Source organism: Nocardia sp. JCM 38205 (assembly GCF_058222935.1).
Window position 1 is genome coordinate 795,816 of record NZ_JBYHFL010000002.1, and the last position, 18,307, is coordinate 814,122.

An 18,307-nucleotide genomic window follows, 5' to 3' on the forward strand; every position below is an offset into this window, starting at 1 on the left:
CCGGAACCGGGCTGTGATGTCGCGCACGATAGTGGTGGTGGCTCGCGGACCCGATCCGACCACCGGAACCTGCGTGAAAACCGCACCGCCACATCGGCTCCCGACTTGAACATCCGCGCTGCGACGGCGTCACCGGCCTCCCGGCAGAGCACGGTGCACCGCTGGCCGAAGCTGATGTGGTCGACTTCGTATTCGGCAGCGGAGGTAGCGAATTAGATCTCGCCCTGACTGCGCGATCGGCCCGGCCGGCGACGCGAGATCTCAGCCCGGACGGGTCGCCGACACGTATTGCAGCAGCCGATGGATCTCCTGATCGATCTCGACCAATCCGTGCTCGGCGAACAAGGCCGGGAACGTCTCGGTGTCGAACACCCGCAGACCTGACCAGCCGCCGACGATCCGGCTCGCATGCCCGAACGCCGAATCATCGCGGTGGCTGGTGGTGATCGCGATCCGGCCGCCCGGCGCCAGCACCCGGATCATCTCCCGCGCCGCCGCCAACGGGTCCGGAATCAGATACAGCGCACCGAAACAGCACACCGCGTCGAAGGATCCGTCGGCGAACGGCAGGAACCGGGCATCGCCGCGCAGGTAACCCACCCGCGGCCCCGCGTTGTCTGCCACGGCCCTTGCCAGCATCGGCGGCGAGTAATCCACCCCGACCGCGTAACCGTCCTCGGGCAGCCGCTCACTCAGATATCGCGTGAAATTGCCTGGACCGCAGGCGATATCGAGCACCCGATGCGCCTTGTGCAGCCGCAGCGAATCGGCCGCGTAACGCCGATCCGCCGCGGTGGTGCGGCCGCTGGCCAGATAGAACAGCGTAGGCCGCCAGGCCCGTTCGTACACCGCGGCCAGCGCCGGGTTGTTCATCGTGCGCCGAGCGAGATTCATCGAGCCGACTCCATTGTCCGCGAGAGATTCATTGCCGTGCCGGGTTCAGGCGCGCTCGACCTCGATGGTCATCCCGGCCGCCCGCAGCCGTTCGGTGAGCGCATCGCCCATCGCCGCGGCCGGCGTGAGCACACCCGCGAGTTCCGGCAGCTTCGCCCCGTCGAAGGCCAGGCACAGCCCGCTCTCGCCGAGCAGCACCGCCGTCGCCTGATAGCCGGGATCGCCCTGCCCGGCGAAGGTCGCGACGTATTTCGCGCCCGAGGTGGTGTGCGCGTAGGTCTTCATGGTGAACCAGCCGCTGGTACGCGCCTGCTCGCTGGGGCCGGTGCCCGGCTTGGGCAGCACCCGATCCAGCAGCTTGCGGCCGGCGCTCACCCGCGAGAGCAGCGCGCCCGCCGCCATCGTGGCCACGATCCCGCCCGACATACCGGCCGCCACCAGTGGCGCCACCGGCGATTTACCCGCGCTCATCACCTCGCGGTAGCGGAAGTTCTTGCCGTACACCCAGCCGAGCAGCCCGTTGGAGCGGCGCACGATCTTGGTGTTGTGCATGGCCATCACGAAGGTGCCCACCCAGCCGTCCAGGCTCGGGTCGATGGAGCTCGCCTTCTGCAACGCCTGATCGGACTGCCTGCCCACATCCGGGTCCATCGACTTGTCCGGGCTCAGCGAATACGGGTGGCTGAGCACCGACTGCTTGGCCGGATCGGCGGCCACCGCCTCCATCATCGCGCGCCCGGAATCGATGGTGCCGCCGCTGACCCCGCCCTTGAGCGAGGCGATCAACGTGGTGTCGGTGAGTTCGCCGGTATTGTCCTCGACGGTTCGCCGGTACAGCTGATACACGCTCAGATCCGACGGAACCGAGTCGTAGCCACAGGAATTGACGATCTTGGCCCCGGTGCCGACGGCCTGCTCGTGATACTGGTCGATCGCCTCGCGGATGAACAACGGCTCGCCGGTGAGATCGGCGTAATGGGTGCCCGCCTCGGCGCAGGCGGCGACCAACGGCAGCCCGTAACGCAGGTACGGCCCCACCGTGGTCACCACGACGGTGGTGCGGGCGGCGAGCGCATCAAGGGCGGGCTGATCGGCCGCGTCCGCGACCACCAGCTCCCACTTCGCGGCCGCGGGGCCGAGTTCATCGCGGACCCTGGTCAGCTTGTCCACCGAGCGTCCGGCCAATGCGATCTTGGCGTCCGCCGGCGCGGCGCCCAGCAGATACTGCGCGGTGAGCTTCCCGACGAAACCCGTCGCGCCGAAGAGGATCAGATCGAATTCGCGGCTGTCCGCCATATGTTCCCTCATGCCTTGTGTCGAGTCTTGCCGGATCGTGCAGTGTCGTCGCCGGTGCGTTCGGCCAGCCAGCGGTGATGCTGCTGACCGAGTTCGGTCACCGGCGGCTCGCCGTAGAGCCATTCACGGGAGATGCGATGCCAGTTGGCCGTCGCCTCGAGCTGGCCGAGCATGCCGAAGGTGAGGAAGTCCGCGCGCCGGGAGAACAGATGCTCCGGCGGCAGGTTCTGCTGCTTCATCCCGGTGAATTCGCTGGCCCGCGGGTCGACGGCGAGCAGGAAGGCGCCGCTGGCCAGTTCCGGAGTGATGGTCAACTCCTCATCGATGAGACACCATTCGGAGGCGGCGAGCACATACTCGAGGCATTCCTCCGGGCCGATCTCCTCGGGCGAGTCGATCACCCCCCGCTGGATCATCAACTGCCGCAGGTCTTCTGCGCGGTCCTCGGCGGCCGCGCGCAGACACGCCGCCTCGAACTGGACGTGCTCGGGATCCATCCGGTTGAACAGGCCGAAATCGAGAAACCCGACCCGCCCGTCTTCGGTGAGCATGACATTGCCGGGATGCGGATCGCCGCAGAACTCGTTGAACACGAACAGCGAACCCACATAGAAGCGGTAGATGATCTCACCGATCCGGTCCCGTTCGGCCTGCGGCATCTCCTTGATCTCTTCGAAACCGCTGCCCACCAGGTATTCGCTGACCAGCACCCGCCGGGTACTCAGCTCCGGCACCGGCCTGGGCACCACGATGAACGGATGCCCGGCGTAGAGCTCGGAGATCTGCCGCTGGGTCTCGGCTTCGGCGTGGTAATCGAGTTCGGCCTCCATATTCAGCCGAAGTTCGTCCAGCACCGCCGGCGTCACCCACGGCATCGCCGATTGCAGAACCCGGCGAAACATCGCCAGGTTCTTCAGATCCGCGCGCACCGCGATATCGATGCCCGGATACTGCACCTTCACCGCGACCTTGCGCCCGTCGTGCAGCCGCCCGCGGTAGACCTGGCCGATCGAGGCCGCCGCCACCGGTTCGGATTCGAACTCGGCGAACACCTCGTCGAGCGGGCGGCCGAAATCTTCCTCGATCACCGCGCGCATGGCCTCGAACGACACCGTCGGCGCGGCATTGCGCAGCACCGCGAGGCGCTTCTGGAAACGTTCGCGATGATCGGGCGGCACCAGATCCAGATCCAGCACCGACATCATCTGGCCGAGCTTCATGGCCACGCCCTTCATGGTGCCAAGCACCATGACCACCTGTTCGGTGGTGCGGATCATGGATTCCTCGGCCATCTTCGCGCGCACCGCTTCCGAGCGGCCGCGCATGGACAGCCGCGCGCGCTGATTGCGCAGCACGGATCCGGCCGCGACCGCGCCGAGCTTCGTCCCGCGAGCCAGCCGGGATGTCGGCACTTGTTTCGCCATCGAGGTACCTCCGTTGGTGCCGACGCGCGAACGGAGACGCAACCCCTCTGTAGCGCCCCGCTGGCGTTCAGACTAACCAACCGCGCCGCGATGTCGAGTCCCGTGTCACATCCGGGGCCACGACTGGCTCAGACGGTGCCTTCGGCGATCTCGGGGGTGTCCACGGGCTTCGGCAGCACATGCGGCATGGCGTTGAACTTGGTGCGCGAGCCGCCCGCGCGCGCCATGCCCTCGATCGCGCTCCAGGCCATCATCGACAGGTAATCGATGACTTCCTCCCGCGACATGGTCTTGTCCGTGGTCCACCAGTGCGTCGCCAGCTGGATGCCGCCGACCAGCACATACGACCACAGCAGCGCGCCCTCGGTCTCGATCCCGAGATCGTCGGCCCTGCTGATGATGGCGGCGGCGACCACCTCGGCGAACAGCTTCTCGAATTCGGCCAGCGAGGACTGGTCGGCCGAGCCGTTGCCCATGATGAACCGATAGACCTCGGGGTCCTCGTCGACCGCGCCGACGTACTCACCGAGCGCGGTGCGCACCAGCTGGTACTCGTCGGCATCCAGGCTGATCGCGCCGTAGACGCGCGGCATCAGCGTGATCTCGATGAACCGCTGCATGGTGGCGTGGACCAGATCGTTCTTGTCCGCGAAATAGCGGTAGAGCACCGTCTTGGAGACGCCGATCTCGGCGGCGATCTCGTCCATTCCGGCGCTGCTGCCGCGGGCGCGTACGGCGGCCAGGGTGCCGTCGACCAGCTCTTCGCGGCGGTCGATCTTGTGCTGTCGCCACCGGCGTTTGCGGCCATCGGTGTTGCCGGTGCGCACCGCCGCCGGTCGCTCGGCGCGCTCACCGACGTCGACAAGGTCTTCGGTGGACAGGGTGGGCTCCCTCGTTCGAAACGGATCCGTGTCACCCAGCTTAGGTCCCATTACTCCCCAGCAGGACCTTTTGGGGTGCCGATCACCGCATTCGGGGGGTGGATGCGAGCGGAGTCACACCGATGAGGCCACTCTCGGCGACCCTCCGGTTGCGCACGGCGACGCTGCCGGAGCGCAAAGGCCAGCAGAATGGAGGACATGCACAACGCTCCCGGCGATACCGCGGTCCTCGGCGACCGTAGCTCCGAGGCCGCCGGCGCGCAGCCGACGATGCCGAGCAGCTTCACCTCCTTCACCGATGACGCGAGCAAACGTCGTGATCTGTGGAAGATGAAGTCGCTGGCCACCGGACTGCTGGCGCTGGCGACCGCGATCTATCTCGGCTGCCGCTGGCTCGAGTCGCGCGGCGGCGGCGGCGATTGGGTCGGTTATGTGCGGGCCGCGTCCGAGGCGGGCATGGTCGGCGCACTGGCCGACTGGTTCGCGGTGACGGCGCTGTTCCGGCATCCACTCGGTCTGCCCATCCCGCACACCGCCATCATCAAGCGCAAAAAGGATCAGCTCGGTGCCAGCCTCGGCAGCTTCGTCGGCACCAATTTCCTCTCGCCCGAGGTGGTGACCGCGAAGGTCAACTCGGCGCAGGTGTCGTGGCGGGTCGGCCGTTGGATGGCCGAGCCGGCCAATGCCGCGCGCGTGGCGCAGGAGAGTTCGACCATTCTGCGCGCCGTGGTCGGAGTACTGCGTGACGAGGACGTCGAGCAGGTCATCGACAACACCATCGTCAAGCGGATCGCCGAACCGCAGTGGGGTCCGCCGATCGGGCGGGTGCTGGCCGAGTTGCTCGCCGACAATCGTCAGCTGCCGCTGCTGGATCTGCTGGCCGAGCGCGCCCATCAATGGGCGCTCGGCAGTCAGGAGACCATCGACCGGGTGGTGCTGCGCGACGCTCCGCAGTGGGCGCCGAAGTTCGTCAACATCATGTTGTCGGAGAAGATCTACCGCGAGGTCGTCGAATTCACCTGGAAGGTGCGCTCGACGCCCGATCACGAGGTGCGCCTGGCCGCCAACCGCTTCCTCGAGCAGTTCGCCGACGACCTCCAGCACGACGAGGCGATGATCGCCAAGGCCGAACGGATCAAGTCCCAGATCATGGGCCGCGAGGAGATCACCGGTATGGCGGAGGCGACCTGGCGCGCGGCCAAACGGCTGATCCTGGAATCCGCCGACGACCCCAACAGCACGCTGCGCCGCAAGGTTGCCGAAAACGTGCAAGCGCTCGGCGAGCAACTGCGCGATGATGAGATCACGCGCGGCAAAGTGGATGGCTGGATCGAGCGCGGCGCACGGTATCTGGCGGCCAACTACGCCGACGAGATCGCGACCATCGTCAGCGATACCGTTGCCAGGTGGGATGCGGAAGAAGCGAGTAAGAAGATCGAATTGCAGGTCGGGCGTGACCTGCAATTCATCCGGATCAACGGCACGGTGGTCGGTTCGCTTGCCGGACTTGCCATCTACACGGTGTCGCACCTGATGTTCGGCGGCTGAGACAGCGCTGCCGGAAATTTGCCCGAAGGGTGCTAACACAAGTGCTTGCAATAGCTAGCACCCTGTCCTACCATTGGTTACGTACTACCGCCAGAAGGTGAGTGATGGCAGACCAGCCCGAGGTTTCCGCCCAGCACACCGAGGAGCCGGACGATGGTTCCGGTCTCGGGGAACGGGGGGGTCGCGTCTCCAACGCGGCGCACGACATCGGAGGTTTCATCAGGGCGCAACGTGAGGCCGCCCAGGTCTCGCTGCGCCAGCTCGCACAGCTGGCGGGGGTGAGCAACCCGTATCTCAGTCAGATCGAGCGCGGATTGCGCAACCCCTCCGCCGAGGTGCTCGCGCAGATCGCCAAGGCACTGCGAGTGTCCTCGGAGGTGTTGTACGTACGGGCCGGCTATCTCGAACAACGGCCGCACAGCCCGGTCCGGGACGCCCTGCTCGCCGACACGACGATCAGTGAACGGCAAAAGCAGGTCTTGCTGGATATTTACGAATCGTTTCGCCGGGAAAACGGAGGGAACGAATCAGGGGGGGATGACTGGGACAGCGCCGTTCCGCATATTACGACCGACACTCCGCCACGCCAGGAGAACGAAACATGACCGACAACGCCACCACCAAGCCGCTCTACGCGACCGTGGGCGCCGGTGACGCCGTCTACACCGCGGTCCTCGACGCCGTGACCCAGGTGCGCGAGCGCGCCCAGTCCGCCGATGTCACCGGCCGCGTCGACGAGGCCCGCGAGCGCATCGCCAACCTCCCCGCCGACGTCCAGGGCCAGTTCGACTCGCTGCGCGAGCGCCTCTCCGGCCTGCCGTCGGAGCTGCCGGAGGATCTCGCCGAGCTGCGCGAGAAGTTCACCCCCGAGGAGCTGCGCAAGCTGGCCGAGCAGTACTACCGCCAGGTTCTCGACCTGTACTCCGACCTCGCCGTGCGCGGTGAGGAGACCGTGGAGCGGCTGCGCGCCAACCACCTGGTCGAGGAGCAGGTCGGCCGGGTCGAGTCGCTGTACAAGGACGCGGCCGAGCGGGCCGAGGACGTGCTGGGCCGGGTCAACGACCTGATCGGCCGTTCCGCCAAGGTCGTCGAGGAAGAGGCCGAGGCTGCTGCCGACGCCGTCGTCGACGCCGAGGTCGTCGAGGTCACCACCGAGACCGCGCCCGCCCCCGCCAAGAAGGCGCCCGCCGCCAAGAAGGCTCCGGCCAAGGCTCCCGCCGCCAAGGCCGAGACCCCCGCGAAGAAGGCCCCGGCGCGCAAGACCGCCGCGAAGAAGGCTTGATTCGCCTGCCGCACGTCCGGTGATGGGCCTGCGGTCGCGCTACTCGACGACCCCGCGTACCGATCCGGTGCGCGGGGTCGTCGCTTTTCGTTTCCTCGCCCTCGGTAGCCGGTGGGCCGCGGTGGTTGCTCCTATCATGGTGGAGTGGAAATTGCGCAGGGTGTGACCGGCCTTATCGTGCTCGTGCTGTGGCTGCTGGCTTTCGGCGCGACCATCTTCGCGCTGATTCATGCCCTACGTCAGCGTCCGGACGCGTTTACTGCGGTAGACAAGCTGACCAAGCCGATCTGGCTGGCGATCCTCGGCGTGGCGGTGCTGCTTCTGCTGCTGTCGTTCGCGGGGCTGGGGTTGTTCGCCTTCATCGCCATCATCGCGACGGGCATCTATCTCGCCGATGTGCGGCCGAAGGTGGACGAGATCCAGCGCGGTCCGCGCTGGTAAGACGCGACTCTGCCCTGGTCGCGGGCCTGGGGCAGCAGCGTGGGTGGTTGTTGACCAGCCCAGGGTTGGCCCTTCGGAACAGCGGCCGTACCCGAAAAAAATTTCGTTGCCGTCTGCGCTGGTGACGCGCGGTTCTCCGGAGTTTTCTGACTGCTAGCACTAGCTAGCACGCGCTCCAGTGGTTACTGTATCTATCAGTAACACAAAGGAGTGTCCGATGCGTGCAATGTTGCCGACGGCGTTGGCGAGCCTCCCGACCCAGCTTCGGGGCCTGCTGGACGTGCACCGTGCGAACCTGCGGTCACGTACCTACCAGAACGCCGCACTGAACCCGCCGACCGTTCCGCACGACGTCATTCCGGTGACCACCCCGGACGGCGTCAAGCTGCGCGTCCACGCGTACGGACCGGCCGACGGCAACGTCATCGTGCTGGTGCACGGCTGGACCTGCGCCATCGAATACTGGTATCCGCAGATCAACGCCTTCGCCGGCGAATACCGCGTCATCGCCTACGATCAGCGCGGCCACGGCGAGAGCGAACTGGGCTCCAGCCCCCTCGACTGCGATCTGCTCGCCGACGATCTCTGCGCGGTCCTCGACACCGCCCTGCGTCCCGGCCAGCGCGCCGTCCTCGTCGGCCACAGCCTCGGCGGCATGACCCTGCAGGCCTGGGCGGGCAAGCATCCCGACCGGGTCCGCGCGCAGGCCGAAGCCGTGTTGCTCAGCAATACCGGCCCGCATTCGCTGATCGCCGAGACCACCGTGGTGCCGCCGTTCAACAAGCCGCTGTCCTGGCTCGGCGGCCGCATCATCCCGCTGCCGTTCTGGTTCGGTCGCCTCGGCCTCGGCACCCCCATCGTCTTCCCGCCGATCGCCCCCGTCCGCTGGGCCTTCGCGCGGCAGATCATGACCCTGGACGCCCCGCGCGAGCTGGTCGATTTCAGCATGGCCGTCGTGCGCTCCTGTCCGGCCTCGGTCCGCGCGAAGTTCGGCTTCCTCCTCGCCGATATGCATCTCGGCGAATCCGCACGGAATCTGGTCGTCCCCACCACATTGCTGGCCGGAGCGTTCGACGATATGACGCCCCCGGTGCACTCCGAGCAGCTCGCCGAAATCCTCGCGGAGGTGGGCAGTCTGGTTCGCTATGAGGTGCTGCCGACCGGGCACCTCGGGAACGTGGAAGCCTACGAACGCTTCAACGAGGAACTGGGGCGCGTGCTCGACTCGGTGTACCAGCCGGTCGAAGCCGTCGGCTGAGCTTGCACCAGCCTGCGTGGTCGGTTCGACGCCTGCCGATCTCGACGGCTGGGGCGCCGGCGACCCCTTGCTCGACCGTGATTTGCGAAGCCGGCTGCGGCATCCCATTCCGAGGCGTCCCATACCTTATGGCGAGCCCACACAGGTCACAGCCGGTGTGAACTCGCCGGAGCCTGCGCGACGACCCGGTCAGGAGAAGACGACCGTCCGCCGGCCGTGCACCAGCACCCGGCCCTCCAGATGCCAGCGCAGGCCGCGCGCCAGCACCACCCGCTCGATATCGCGGCCCTGACGCACCATGTCGCGGACGTCGTCGGCGTGGTCGATGCGGATGACGTCCTGTTCGATGATCGGGCCGGCGTCCAGTTCGGGGGTCACGTAGTGACAGGTCGCGCCGATGAGTTTGACCCCGCGCGCGAAGGCCTGGTGGTACGGCCGGGCGCCGACGAACGAGGGCAGGAAGCTGTGGTGGATGTTGATCGCCTTGCCCGCCCAGTGCTCGCACAGTTCCGCGGGCAGCACCTGCATGAAGCGGGCCAGCACCACCGCGTGCGGGTCGTGCTGGTCGACCAGGGCGCGGACCTGCTCGAAGGCGGGGCCGCGCTCGGCCGGGTCCTTCGGGAACGGCACATGATGGAACTTCACCCCGTGCGCTTCGGCCATCTCGGCCAGATCGAGATGGTTGCCGATCACCGCCTCGATGGTGGCGGGCAGCTCACCGGAGGCCGCCCGGCCGAGCAGGTCGTGCAGGCAGTGGCCATCCTTGCTGACCAGCAGCACCGCCCGGCGCCGCGCGCCCGAATCGAGCAGTTGCCAGTCGGTTTCTGAGCCGAGGCTCGCCGCCACGTCGGCGAAGCGGGTGCGCAGCTCACCGAGATCGAACGGCACCGTGGAAGCCTTGATGGCCTGCCGGGTGAAGAACCAGCCGGTCTCCACATCGGAGTGGTAACCGGCCTCCACGATCGATCCGCCGAAGCCCGCGATGAACGAGGTGATCTCGGCGATGATGCCCGGACGGTCCGGGCAGCCGAGGGTCAGCACGTAACGACGATCGTCGGGGGCGGAGGGAGCAGCACTCATGCGCCCATCCTCGCAGGTGAGCAAGGCCCGCTCGCACCGAGTGCGCCGCGGGCCACCGCGATCAGCCGTAGAAGGGCTCCGCGTAACGGAACTCGCCGACGATCTGGGCGTCGTAGGCCGTGAGGGCACGGACCTGGAAGTGGCTCGCCCAGCTCGATTCATCCGGTGCGATGCCGAGGCGGGCGCCGGGGACGAAGCCGAAGCGCGGGTAGTAATCCAGGTGGCCGACCAGCCCGATCAAGGGTTCGTCGAGAGCGTCGGCCGCCCCGATGACGGCATGCATGAGCGCCGCGCCCACACCGTCACCCTGATGGCCCGCCTGCACTCCGATCGGTCCGAGCGCGAGCACCGGGAACGGGCCGACAGCGGCACGGGTGAGGCAGACATGCCCGACGACGGCATCATGCTCCACCGCGACCATGGACAGCGTCGGGATCCAGCCGGGATCGCTGCGTAGCCGTTCGACCAGATCGACCTCGGGGGGTTCGATGGCCTCCTGGCCGGTGTACTGCGGGCCGAAGGCGCTGCGGTGGACTGCGGCGATGGCGTCGGTGTCGCCGGCGCGTTCGCGTCGGATCAGCACGGTTGTCCTCTCTTCCCGACCAACAGCAGTGTGCGTGAAGCGCCCGCGTCGCGCAATCGGGATTCCGCCGGGCCGAACGGTGTGCAGGCGATATGCCAGACTTTGTCCCCATGGCAGATTCCGCGTCGCTGACCCGGGCCGAAGTGGCCGACATGATCGACCACACCCTGCTGGCGCCGGAGGCGACCGCCGAGCAGGTGGAAGAACTGGTACGCGAGGCCCGCGAACTCGGCGTGTACGCCATCTGCGTGTCGCCGTCGATGCTGCCGGTGCGCGCGCCGGGGCTGGTGGTGGCCACGGTGGCCGGATTCCCGTCCGGCAAACATCATTCGCTGGTCAAGGGGGCGGAGGCGCGGCTCGCCGTCGATCAGGGCGCGGCCGAGGTGGATATGGTCATCGACGTCGGCGCCGCCGTCGCCGGCGACTACAGCGCGGTGCTCGCCGATATCGTGACCGTCCGAGAGGCGATCGGCGACCGGGCGCTGCTGAAGGTCATCATCGAATCGGCCGCGCTGCCGGACGAGGCGATCGTGCAGGTCTGCCGGGCGGCCGAGCAGGCGGGCGCCGATTTCGTGAAGACCTCCACCGGATTTCATCCCGCGGGCGGCGCCGACGTGCACGCGGTCGAGCTGATGGCCGAGACCGTCGGCGGCAGGCTCGGGATCAAGGCCAGCGGTGGCATCCGCACCGCCGAGGCCGCCGCCGCGCTCATCGCGGCAGGCGCCACCCGGCTCGGATTGTCCAAATCCCGTGCGGTACTGGAGGGATTCGCGGCCTGAACTCGGGCCGGTGCGGTGTCGTCGGGCACGCCGGGCGCTCAGCAGGAGGAGCTGCCTTCGCTGCTCGCCGGCAGCTCGGTGCGGCCGCCGGCCAGCTGCACGTGGATGCCGTCATCGGTGACCTGCAAGCCCGTCGGCTTCATCTCGAACGGGTACATCTGCAAGCTCTCCGACAGCAGATCGGCGATGCCCTGCACCAGATCGGTCGGCAGTCCGATGCCGAGCACGTGCGCGGATTCGACGTCGACCTGCACGGCGCCGTTGATCACCTGCGGCTGGACCTGCACCTGAGCGAGGCCGCCGAGGACCTCCATGGTCAGCTTGCCCTCGGCCGCCGAAGAGCTGACATTGCTCACCAACCCGCCGAGAGTCTTGGCGATGCCGTCGTTGCTCCAGGTGACGTCGGCGGTGGAGCGGCCGATCGCGGCGCCCCCGCGACCGTTGTCGGTGACCTCGATGTCACGGAAGGTCGCCTGCACCTGCATGCCGACCGCCGGGCCGAACTTCACGTCGTCGCTGTTGACGTTCACCTCGGGCAACTTGCCGTCGACCCAGGTGACCAGCATCGGCTTGGCACCGAATCCGACGTCGATCTTGGAGCCCATCTCTTTCTCGAACTGGCTGCTCACGCAGCTCGAGACCGCGTGCCGCGCGTAGGCCTCGCCGCCGACCAGCACGGTCGCCAGCAGCACGGCCACCGCGACGAGGGCGATCACCAGGGTGCGGCGACTGACCGTCAGGGTGGAGCGGATCTTCGTGGGCATGGACCAGATTCTTCCCGACGTTTCTGTGTCGGCTCTGAGGGTGCGGTGAGGGATGTCTCTTGACGTCCTCCCCGGCCTGAAGGGCGGGGATTCCTACCAGCGCCGTCGGCGCTCTCGGTGGGTTCCTGTTTCACAGAGTCGTGCTCCCCACTCACGCGGGGAGGCTGACCGTCTCTCCGCAGGCGTTTCGTCTCTCCGCCCGTCCGGCGGCGAGGATGTTGATGGCAGCGTTCAGATCCCGATCGTGGATCACCCCGCACGGGCACGCCCAGGTGCGCACCCGGAGCGGTTTCGGTCCATCGACCCGGCCGCACGTCGAGCAAATCTGGGACGACGGGAACCAGCGGTTGATCTTCACGACCGTGCGTCCGTACCGGGTGGCTTTCTCCTCTATCAGGCGTAGGAACAACCCCCAGCCGGCATCGTAGACCGACTTCGCGAGGCGGGTCCGGGCCAGCCCGGAAACGCACAAGTCCTCGACGTAGACCGCTTGGTTCTCGCGGATCACTGTCGTGGCCTGTTTGTGTGCGAAGTCCAGCCGCGCGTCCCGCACCCGTGCATGCGCCCGGGCGACCTTCACCCGAGCCTTGGCCCGGTTCTTCGAGCCTTTTTCCTTTCGGGACAGATTCTGCTGCGCCTTTCGGAGCCGGCGTTCGGCCTGCCGGAAGAACTTCGGAGACAGGATTGTCTTGCCGTTCGACAACACCGCGAATGTGGCCAGCCCGAGGTCGATACCCACTTCGGTGTCGACCTGGGGCATTGGCTCTGGGTCTACCTCGATGACGAAGCTAGCGAAGTACCGGCCTGCCGCGTCCTTGATAACCGTCACCGACGACGGCGGGGCCGGCAGCTCCCTCGACCACGTCACCGCCACGTCGCCGATCTTCGGCAGCCGAAGTTTCCCGCCCGGCGTCACCGCGAAGCGGGCGTTGCGGGTGAACCGGATCGTTTGCCGGTTGTCGCGGCGCGACCGGAACCTGGGCGTGCCGAGTCGCGGGCCTTGACGTTTTCCGGTGACCGACGCGAAGAAGTTGCGGTAAGCGGTGTTCGCGTCGGCGAGCGCCTGCTGCAACACCACCGACGACACCTCACCCAGCCACGCTCGTTCGGGCGTGGCCTTTGCTGCCGTGAGGACTTTCGACAGCTCCCCATCTTTCGGGAGCGGCACGCCGGCAAGTCGGGCTGCCTCCCGTGCTGCGACAGCGTCGTTGAACACGACCCGAGCGCACCCGAACGCCCGCGCCAGTGCCACCCGGTGGCCCGGCGTGGGGTTGAGGCGGTACCGGTAACGGAGCTGCACCCACCGATTGTGACATGAGCCACAGGTTTGCCACGTACTCTGGTTCCCATGGCCGGTGAAGCGGCGCGGTTCAGCCCGGGTTTCCTTCCGGATCCTCTCGCGCCCTCGAGTGCCGATTCCGGGCGGGGTTGGCGGGTGCTGTGCCGGCTGGCCGGCCGTCACGCCGGCTTCTTCACCACCAGTCAGGTGTTGCGCACCGGTTGCGCCGATCGGATTCGCGCCTGCCTCGGCAACGGTTCGGTGACCAGAACCGGCGTCGGAATGCTGCGGATGGCCAACTGGCCGGACGGCCCGCTCGACGAATGCGCCATGTGGGCGGCCTGGTTCGACGGCGCGGTGGCCGTCTCCCATCAGAGTGCCGCCGACCTGCACGGAATCGGCCGGCTGCACCCGACCTACCTGCACCTGTCCGCAGCCGCCGGACGACCACCGGTCACCCAGCGGGTGGTGGTACAGCGCAGGCGACTACCGAGCGCCGATCTCGAATCCGCAGGCCCCTTCCTGGTCACCACCCCCGTCCGTACGGTGCTCGATCTCGCCGAATCCGATATCGCCCAATCCGCCCTCGACGAGGTGGTCGCCGACGCGCTGGCCATCCACCGCTGCGACGCCACCGAAATCCGCATGGCTGGTGAGACTTTGGGTACCTGGGCGTCGGTACGCGTGCGCCGGGCGCTGGCCGCCGGTTAGGAACGCCGACCGACGCGCCCCCGAGCTCCTGCGAACGTTTCGATACGGTTTTCGATAACGTCGAAGTCGAGACTGGTGGTAGGGGAATATGCAGGTAGACCCAGTAACTCTGGCTGATGCGGTCGCCGGACAGGAAGTCCCGCAGATTCGGTCTACGAAATGACCTCGGTTACAAGCTCCGAGGCGCCGTTGGGTGGGGGCGGGGCAGGTCTCCGAATCCTTGGATCGACTGTCATCGGATTGCTCACCGCCTTTTCGGGAGCTGTGCTTCTCGGTCGGTCCTGGAGCGCTTGCGACGTCGGCGAAAATTCCGGAAATACGTTTACTTTGCTATTTTTGTATGCGCCCCTATTATTCTTGGCTGCTGGTGCATGGTGGTATTTCGTGAACGCATTCGCTGCGCGGCGGAGCAATATAGTGGCGGCACGATTTGTGCTGGCGCCGATAGTGGGTTTGCTCGGCGTACTGGCGATCGTCTGGATTGTCTTTGCCTGGCGTCATAATCCGGGCGGCGACTATCCAGTGACAGTCTGCGGGCCAGACAATGTACCCCCGTGGTGGCCGGGGTGGATCCCGGTGTGAGTGCCTGTTCGGGTCAACAGTGCTCAAAATATGAGAGCCCAGCGCATAGTGAAGGTTAGGGCAAGTGTTGCCGAGCCGGCGATCTCAGCCGACGGTGCAGCCACGCCCCTCCGGGCTGTGGTCGACGCGCGCTCACGCAGCGACCAGTGAAACGGGAGCCTTGGACAACGTCTGCCCACGGCTCCCGCTCTGACGACTCAGCGGTCGAACTTGCCGTCCGCTACTCCGGCGGTGAATGCGTCCCACTCACCCGGACCGAACACCAGCGCGCCGCCGGTGGGGTTCTTGGAGTCGCGGACACCTACCAAGCCTCCGTCGACGAAGGCGACTTCTACGCACTCTTTGGAGGCGTCGCTATGGCGGCTCTTGAACCACCGGGCGCCGGATAGATCAAGGTTCATGCTAGAAACTCCTTCGCTACCTGCCGGAGCAGAGCCCTGCTGTCCACTTCGTCCAAGGCTGCGTCCCGAATTGCCTTATGCGCCAGATGGTACCGGGTCACGTCCTGAGGTTTCTCCAAATACAGGTCACCGACGTAGCCGGGGATGTAGACGACGGAGGGCTCGGCCGGGGCTCCGGTCGCGTCGTTGCCGAAGCTCAGGATGATGAATTGGCCGGTGCTTACCGCCGTGGTCGGAGCACCTGCGGCAAAGGGAAGCACACAGACGGTGACGTTGGGTCGAGTACTCATGTCGGCCAAGTGCTTCAACTGCACGGCGGAGATCTTGGGACTGCCGATGACGCGGCGCAGAACGGATTCGTGCAGCACGACATCGACCTCGAGTGGCCGCCGCTTGCGGGTGACGATCATCTGCCGGTACTGCCGCATCTGCACGCGGCGTTCATGTTCGGCCGCGGTCTTATCGGGATACCCATCCCGCACGACCGCACGTGTGTAATCCGCAGTCTGCAAGATTCCCGGCACCAACTCCACGTGGTACGAGATGAACTTCTGCGCAGCAGATTCCAGCCCCATGTACACGTCGAAGTTTTCGGGGATCAGATCCCCGAACTCATGCCACCAACTCTTCTCGCTGGTCTGCCGCGCCAGCCCGGTGAAGGCGGCGACGAGGTGTTCGGGCACTCCATACAGCTCGCAGGCCGCTTCGACGTGGCCTATGTTGACTCTGCCGTTCTGTCCGTGCTCGAGCCGGTACAAGCTGGTGGCACCGATGCCGAGTAGGTCTGCCGCCTGCTTCAGGCTGAGCCCGGCGCGGGTGCGCCAGTCCGTGAGATAACTGCCCAGTCGGCGGCGCGGCAAAGTGGTGTCCTGCATCTGTTCCTCCCCATCGAGGGCGGGCCGGTCGACCCGCAAACGGGTAGAGCAATGGCACTGCCGCGGGAGGAATCCTGGGCTTTTGCATCATCCGGGCATTTCGGCCCGGTACCAACCATCCCATTTCCGCGACAGATGATTCGCTGTTGCACGCAGATACCGCTCGAGACCCCCGAGCACCACGATAGCACTATCGAATCAGTTGTAAGTCATTCGCAGACAACGAGATTGGAGCCCACCAGGAATATTCCATCCGAAATATTTAAGTGCAGAAACCCAGTATGTGCGTGCCACCGGAGTGGTCTGCGGGCTCAGATGCGAACGGCTACCGGCTCATACAGGTGCAGCGGCGCCACCACTTCCCACGGCACCGATAGCACGTTGTCGCGCATTCTCCTGCGGTACTCCCGCACTGGGAAACCCTGGTCGCGCAACAGGTTTGCGGCCGCGCGCCAGCGCACACGTGGACCGAACGGCGCCAGCGGCGCCGCGTGGGACCAGGCCCGGTCGGCGGCGGCGAGGAGTGCGTGTACGCCTTCACCGGGGATGTTGCGGTGGATCAGCGCCTTCGGGAGACGTTCGGCGATATCGGAGGGGCGGTCGACGGTGAACGGGTCCCAGGCCAGTGTCAGCGATAGCGGTCCGGTGTGGTCGAGCAGGACCCAGGCGCTGCGGCGGCCGAGTTCGTCGCAGGTGCCGTCGATGAGCAGGCCGCCGGGGGCAAGGCCGGACAGGATGGTCGACCAGGCGTCGGGGACGGCCGCTTCCGGGTATTGGCGCAGCACGTTGAACGCGCGCACGAGGACCGGGCGCAGGCCGGCGAGCTCGAAACCACCGCGCGCGAAGCTGACGCCGTCGCGGCCCGGCACCACCCGATCCGGGTCGATTTCCAGCCCGACCACGCGCACGTCCGGGCGCACCGTGCGCAACCGGGCGGCCAGTTCGAAGGTGGTCCACGGGCTCGCGCCGTAGCCGAGGTCGACCACCAGCGGATCGGCGGCGGCGTGCAGACGGGTGGTGACCAGGTCGTCGTTGATCAGCCAGCGGTCGCTGCGACGTAACCGGTTGACGCCGGTGGTGCCGCGAGTGATCGTGCCTATCGGATTCAGCTGGTGGGGTTTTGTTCTTCCAGCCACTGCTGGGTCACCTCGGCCTCGGCACGGAACAGGTCGACGAGGTTCACCAGCATCAGCTGCTCCAGGCGCGGACCGACCATCGGGATGAACACCTTCGCCTCGGAGGAGATGCGCATGGTGCAGCCGATCTCGGTGGGGAACAGCCGCATCGTTCCGGTGAGGCTGCCGGGGCCCGCCGGGATGGACGCAGAGTATTTGCCCTCCACCTCGGGACCGAACGGGCCGTAGCTCTCCTTACGGGTGATCACCATGTCCTTGCGGATCACCGTCTGCGCGATCTCGGGCAGGGTGTCGCGCGGCAGGATGTGGTGCAGCACCACCTCGATGCCGTCGTCGTTGGACTCGAGGCTGATCACTTCGTTGGGGGAGTACTTGCGCATCTCCTCCATCCGGGCCTCCCAGTAATCCCGGTTCGACAGCGCCGCGTACAGCTCTTTGGTGGTGTGCAGCGGGTAGCGGGCGGAGTAGTCCAGTCGGCGAGCCATGGGCGGTTACGTTACCGGGACCGGTTGTCACGGCATCGCCGGGCAGCGGAAGAAGTGACCGGGCACAAACCGGTCCCCGGCGACGCCGTCGGCGTCACAACGCGTCAGCTCTCGGAGATCCAGGCGTTGGTGAACTCGGTCTCCTCGGCCAGCAGCTCGGTGAGGCGTTCGGCGATGGCGGCCTCGATCTTGCCGCCGAACAGCGGAACCTTCACCTCGATGCTGCCGTCGATCACGGCGGTGGAGCCCGCGCCGGCATCGCTGAGGGTGATGGTGCCGCGGACCTCGGCCGGCGCGCCCTCGACGCGGGCCTCGAAGGTGGCGGAGTTGCCGGTCCAGCTCTCGATCCGGGGAATGATCAGGTCACCCGGGCGCACGGCGGTGATGGCGGAGGGCAGCAGTTCGGCGGCGATGGCCTGCACCATCTCGACGCGCACCTGATCGCCCTCGACGGTGACCGACTCCAGCCGGGCATTCGGCCCGCCGACGGCCGCGATCCGGTCCGTCCAGTACTGCTTGTCGGCGACGGCGGCGCGCACGGCGGCAGCCGGATGGGTGTAGCTGGCCGTATACGCCAGGGGTGTAGCCATGGACGGACACGCTACCGT

Annotated in this window: 20 protein-coding genes; 7 read left to right on the plus strand and 13 right to left on the minus strand. The window is 66.9% G+C overall.

What is annotated here, in order from left to right; translation table 11 throughout:
• Window positions 1–261 precede the first annotated feature (261 nt).
• The 4 genes from AC4HOU_RS10470 to AC4HOU_RS10485 form a co-directional block, all read right to left on the minus strand.
• Window positions 262–894: a class I SAM-dependent methyltransferase gene (locus AC4HOU_RS10470; protein ID WP_194989284.1), complete on the minus strand. Its 633-nt coding sequence runs from the start codon at window positions 892–894 to the stop codon at window positions 262–264.
• A gap of 45 nt (window positions 895–939) precedes the next feature.
• Complete coding sequence (locus tag AC4HOU_RS10475; protein WP_194989283.1) at window positions 940–2,190, minus strand: saccharopine dehydrogenase family protein; 1,251 nt, start codon at window positions 2,188–2,190, stop codon at window positions 940–942.
• Window positions 2,191–2,198: 8 nt separating this feature from the next.
• The gene (locus tag AC4HOU_RS10480; RefSeq protein ID WP_163810268.1) at window positions 2,199–3,614 is read right to left on the minus strand and encodes an ABC1 kinase family protein; all 1,416 of its coding nucleotides are present in this window, start codon (window positions 3,612–3,614) and stop codon (window positions 2,199–2,201) included.
• Window positions 3,615–3,742: 128 nt separating this feature from the next.
• Window positions 3,743–4,441, minus strand: a complete 699-nt coding sequence (locus tag AC4HOU_RS10485) for a TetR/AcrR family transcriptional regulator (protein WP_163810554.1) — start codon at window positions 4,439–4,441, stop codon at window positions 3,743–3,745.
• A gap of 252 nt (window positions 4,442–4,693) precedes the next feature.
• Here AC4HOU_RS10485 and AC4HOU_RS10490 point away from each other — a divergent pair, with 252 nt between their 5' ends.
• The 5 genes from AC4HOU_RS10490 (at window position 4,694) to AC4HOU_RS10510 (ending at window position 9,024) form a co-directional block, all read left to right on the plus strand.
• Window positions 4,694–6,043, plus strand: a complete 1,350-nt coding sequence (locus AC4HOU_RS10490) for a DUF445 domain-containing protein (RefSeq protein WP_375139364.1) — start codon at window positions 4,694–4,696, stop codon at window positions 6,041–6,043.
• Window positions 6,044–6,147: 104 nt separating this feature from the next.
• A complete protein-coding gene (locus tag AC4HOU_RS10495) occupies window positions 6,148–6,648 on the plus strand; it encodes a helix-turn-helix domain-containing protein (protein WP_138458789.1) in 501 nt (166 codons plus the stop codon).
• Window positions 6,645–7,325: a heparin-binding hemagglutinin gene (locus AC4HOU_RS10500; protein ID WP_194989281.1), complete on the plus strand. Its 681-nt coding sequence runs from the start codon at window positions 6,645–6,647 to the stop codon at window positions 7,323–7,325. The genes AC4HOU_RS10495 and AC4HOU_RS10500 overlap by 4 nt, the downstream gene beginning before the upstream one ends.
• 144 nt (window positions 7,326–7,469) lie before the next feature.
• Complete coding sequence (locus AC4HOU_RS10505) at window positions 7,470–7,766, plus strand: DUF2516 family protein (protein ID WP_104360649.1); 297 nt, start codon at window positions 7,470–7,472, stop codon at window positions 7,764–7,766.
• Between the two features lie 217 nt (window positions 7,767–7,983).
• Window positions 7,984–9,024, plus strand: coding sequence for an alpha/beta fold hydrolase (locus AC4HOU_RS10510; RefSeq protein WP_163810262.1), 1,041 nt, complete (start codon window positions 7,984–7,986; stop codon window positions 9,022–9,024).
• 189 nt (window positions 9,025–9,213) lie between these two features.
• On the opposite strand, the gene purU is transcribed toward AC4HOU_RS10510, so the two are convergent.
• Window positions 9,214–10,104 carry a formyltetrahydrofolate deformylase gene (gene purU, locus AC4HOU_RS10515; protein ID WP_194989279.1) on the minus strand — a complete coding sequence of 297 codons (891 nt, stop codon included), beginning with the start codon at window positions 10,102–10,104 and terminating at the stop codon, window positions 9,214–9,216.
• Window positions 10,105–10,165: 61 nt separating this feature from the next.
• Entirely contained in the window at window positions 10,166–10,687 is a 522-nt protein-coding gene (locus AC4HOU_RS10520) for a GNAT family N-acetyltransferase (protein ID WP_194989278.1), read from the minus strand.
• A gap of 110 nt (window positions 10,688–10,797) precedes the next feature.
• Here AC4HOU_RS10520 and deoC point away from each other — a divergent pair, with 110 nt between their 5' ends.
• On the plus strand, window positions 10,798–11,466 hold the full coding sequence (deoC, locus tag AC4HOU_RS10525) for a deoxyribose-phosphate aldolase (RefSeq protein WP_163810258.1): 669 nt from the start codon (window positions 10,798–10,800) through the stop codon (window positions 11,464–11,466).
• Between the two features lie 38 nt (window positions 11,467–11,504).
• Here the strand turns inward: deoC and AC4HOU_RS10530 are convergent, their stop codons facing one another.
• Both AC4HOU_RS10530 and AC4HOU_RS10535 read right to left on the minus strand, forming a co-directional pair.
• Entirely contained in the window at window positions 11,505–12,230 is a 726-nt protein-coding gene (locus AC4HOU_RS10530; protein ID WP_163810260.1) for an LmeA family phospholipid-binding protein, read from the minus strand.
• 151 nt (window positions 12,231–12,381) lie between these two features.
• Complete coding sequence (locus tag AC4HOU_RS10535) at window positions 12,382–13,530, minus strand: RNA-guided endonuclease InsQ/TnpB family protein (protein WP_490724428.1); 1,149 nt, start codon at window positions 13,528–13,530, stop codon at window positions 12,382–12,384.
• A 48-nt stretch (window positions 13,531–13,578) separates the two neighbouring features.
• On the opposite strand from AC4HOU_RS10535, the gene AC4HOU_RS10540 reads away from it, so the two are divergent.
• A complete protein-coding gene (locus AC4HOU_RS10540; protein ID WP_228805877.1) occupies window positions 13,579–14,220 on the plus strand; it encodes a type IV toxin-antitoxin system AbiEi family antitoxin in 642 nt (213 codons plus the stop codon).
• Between the two features lie 779 nt (window positions 14,221–14,999).
• On the opposite strand, the gene AC4HOU_RS10545 is transcribed toward AC4HOU_RS10540, so the two are convergent.
• From AC4HOU_RS10545 to AC4HOU_RS10565, 5 genes are all read right to left on the minus strand, one after another.
• A complete protein-coding gene (locus AC4HOU_RS10545; protein WP_194989275.1) occupies window positions 15,000–15,203 on the minus strand; it encodes a DUF397 domain-containing protein in 204 nt (67 codons plus the stop codon).
• Window positions 15,200–16,078, minus strand: a complete 879-nt coding sequence (locus tag AC4HOU_RS10550; RefSeq protein WP_194989274.1) for a helix-turn-helix domain-containing protein — start codon at window positions 16,076–16,078, stop codon at window positions 15,200–15,202. Before AC4HOU_RS10550 ends, AC4HOU_RS10545 begins: the two co-directional genes overlap by 4 nt.
• Window positions 16,079–16,389: 311 nt before the next feature.
• Window positions 16,390–17,214 (minus strand): class I SAM-dependent methyltransferase, encoded by an 825-nt coding sequence (locus AC4HOU_RS10555; protein WP_490724429.1) that lies wholly within the window; start codon window positions 17,212–17,214, stop codon window positions 16,390–16,392.
• Complete coding sequence (locus tag AC4HOU_RS10560; protein WP_163810251.1) at window positions 17,184–17,699, minus strand: DUF2505 domain-containing protein; 516 nt, start codon at window positions 17,697–17,699, stop codon at window positions 17,184–17,186. The genes AC4HOU_RS10555 and AC4HOU_RS10560 overlap by 31 nt, the downstream gene beginning before the upstream one ends.
• Before the next feature lie 104 nt (window positions 17,700–17,803).
• Complete coding sequence (locus AC4HOU_RS10565; protein ID WP_163810249.1) at window positions 17,804–18,289, minus strand: DUF2505 domain-containing protein; 486 nt, start codon at window positions 18,287–18,289, stop codon at window positions 17,804–17,806.
• Window positions 18,290–18,307: the final 18 nt, after the last annotated feature.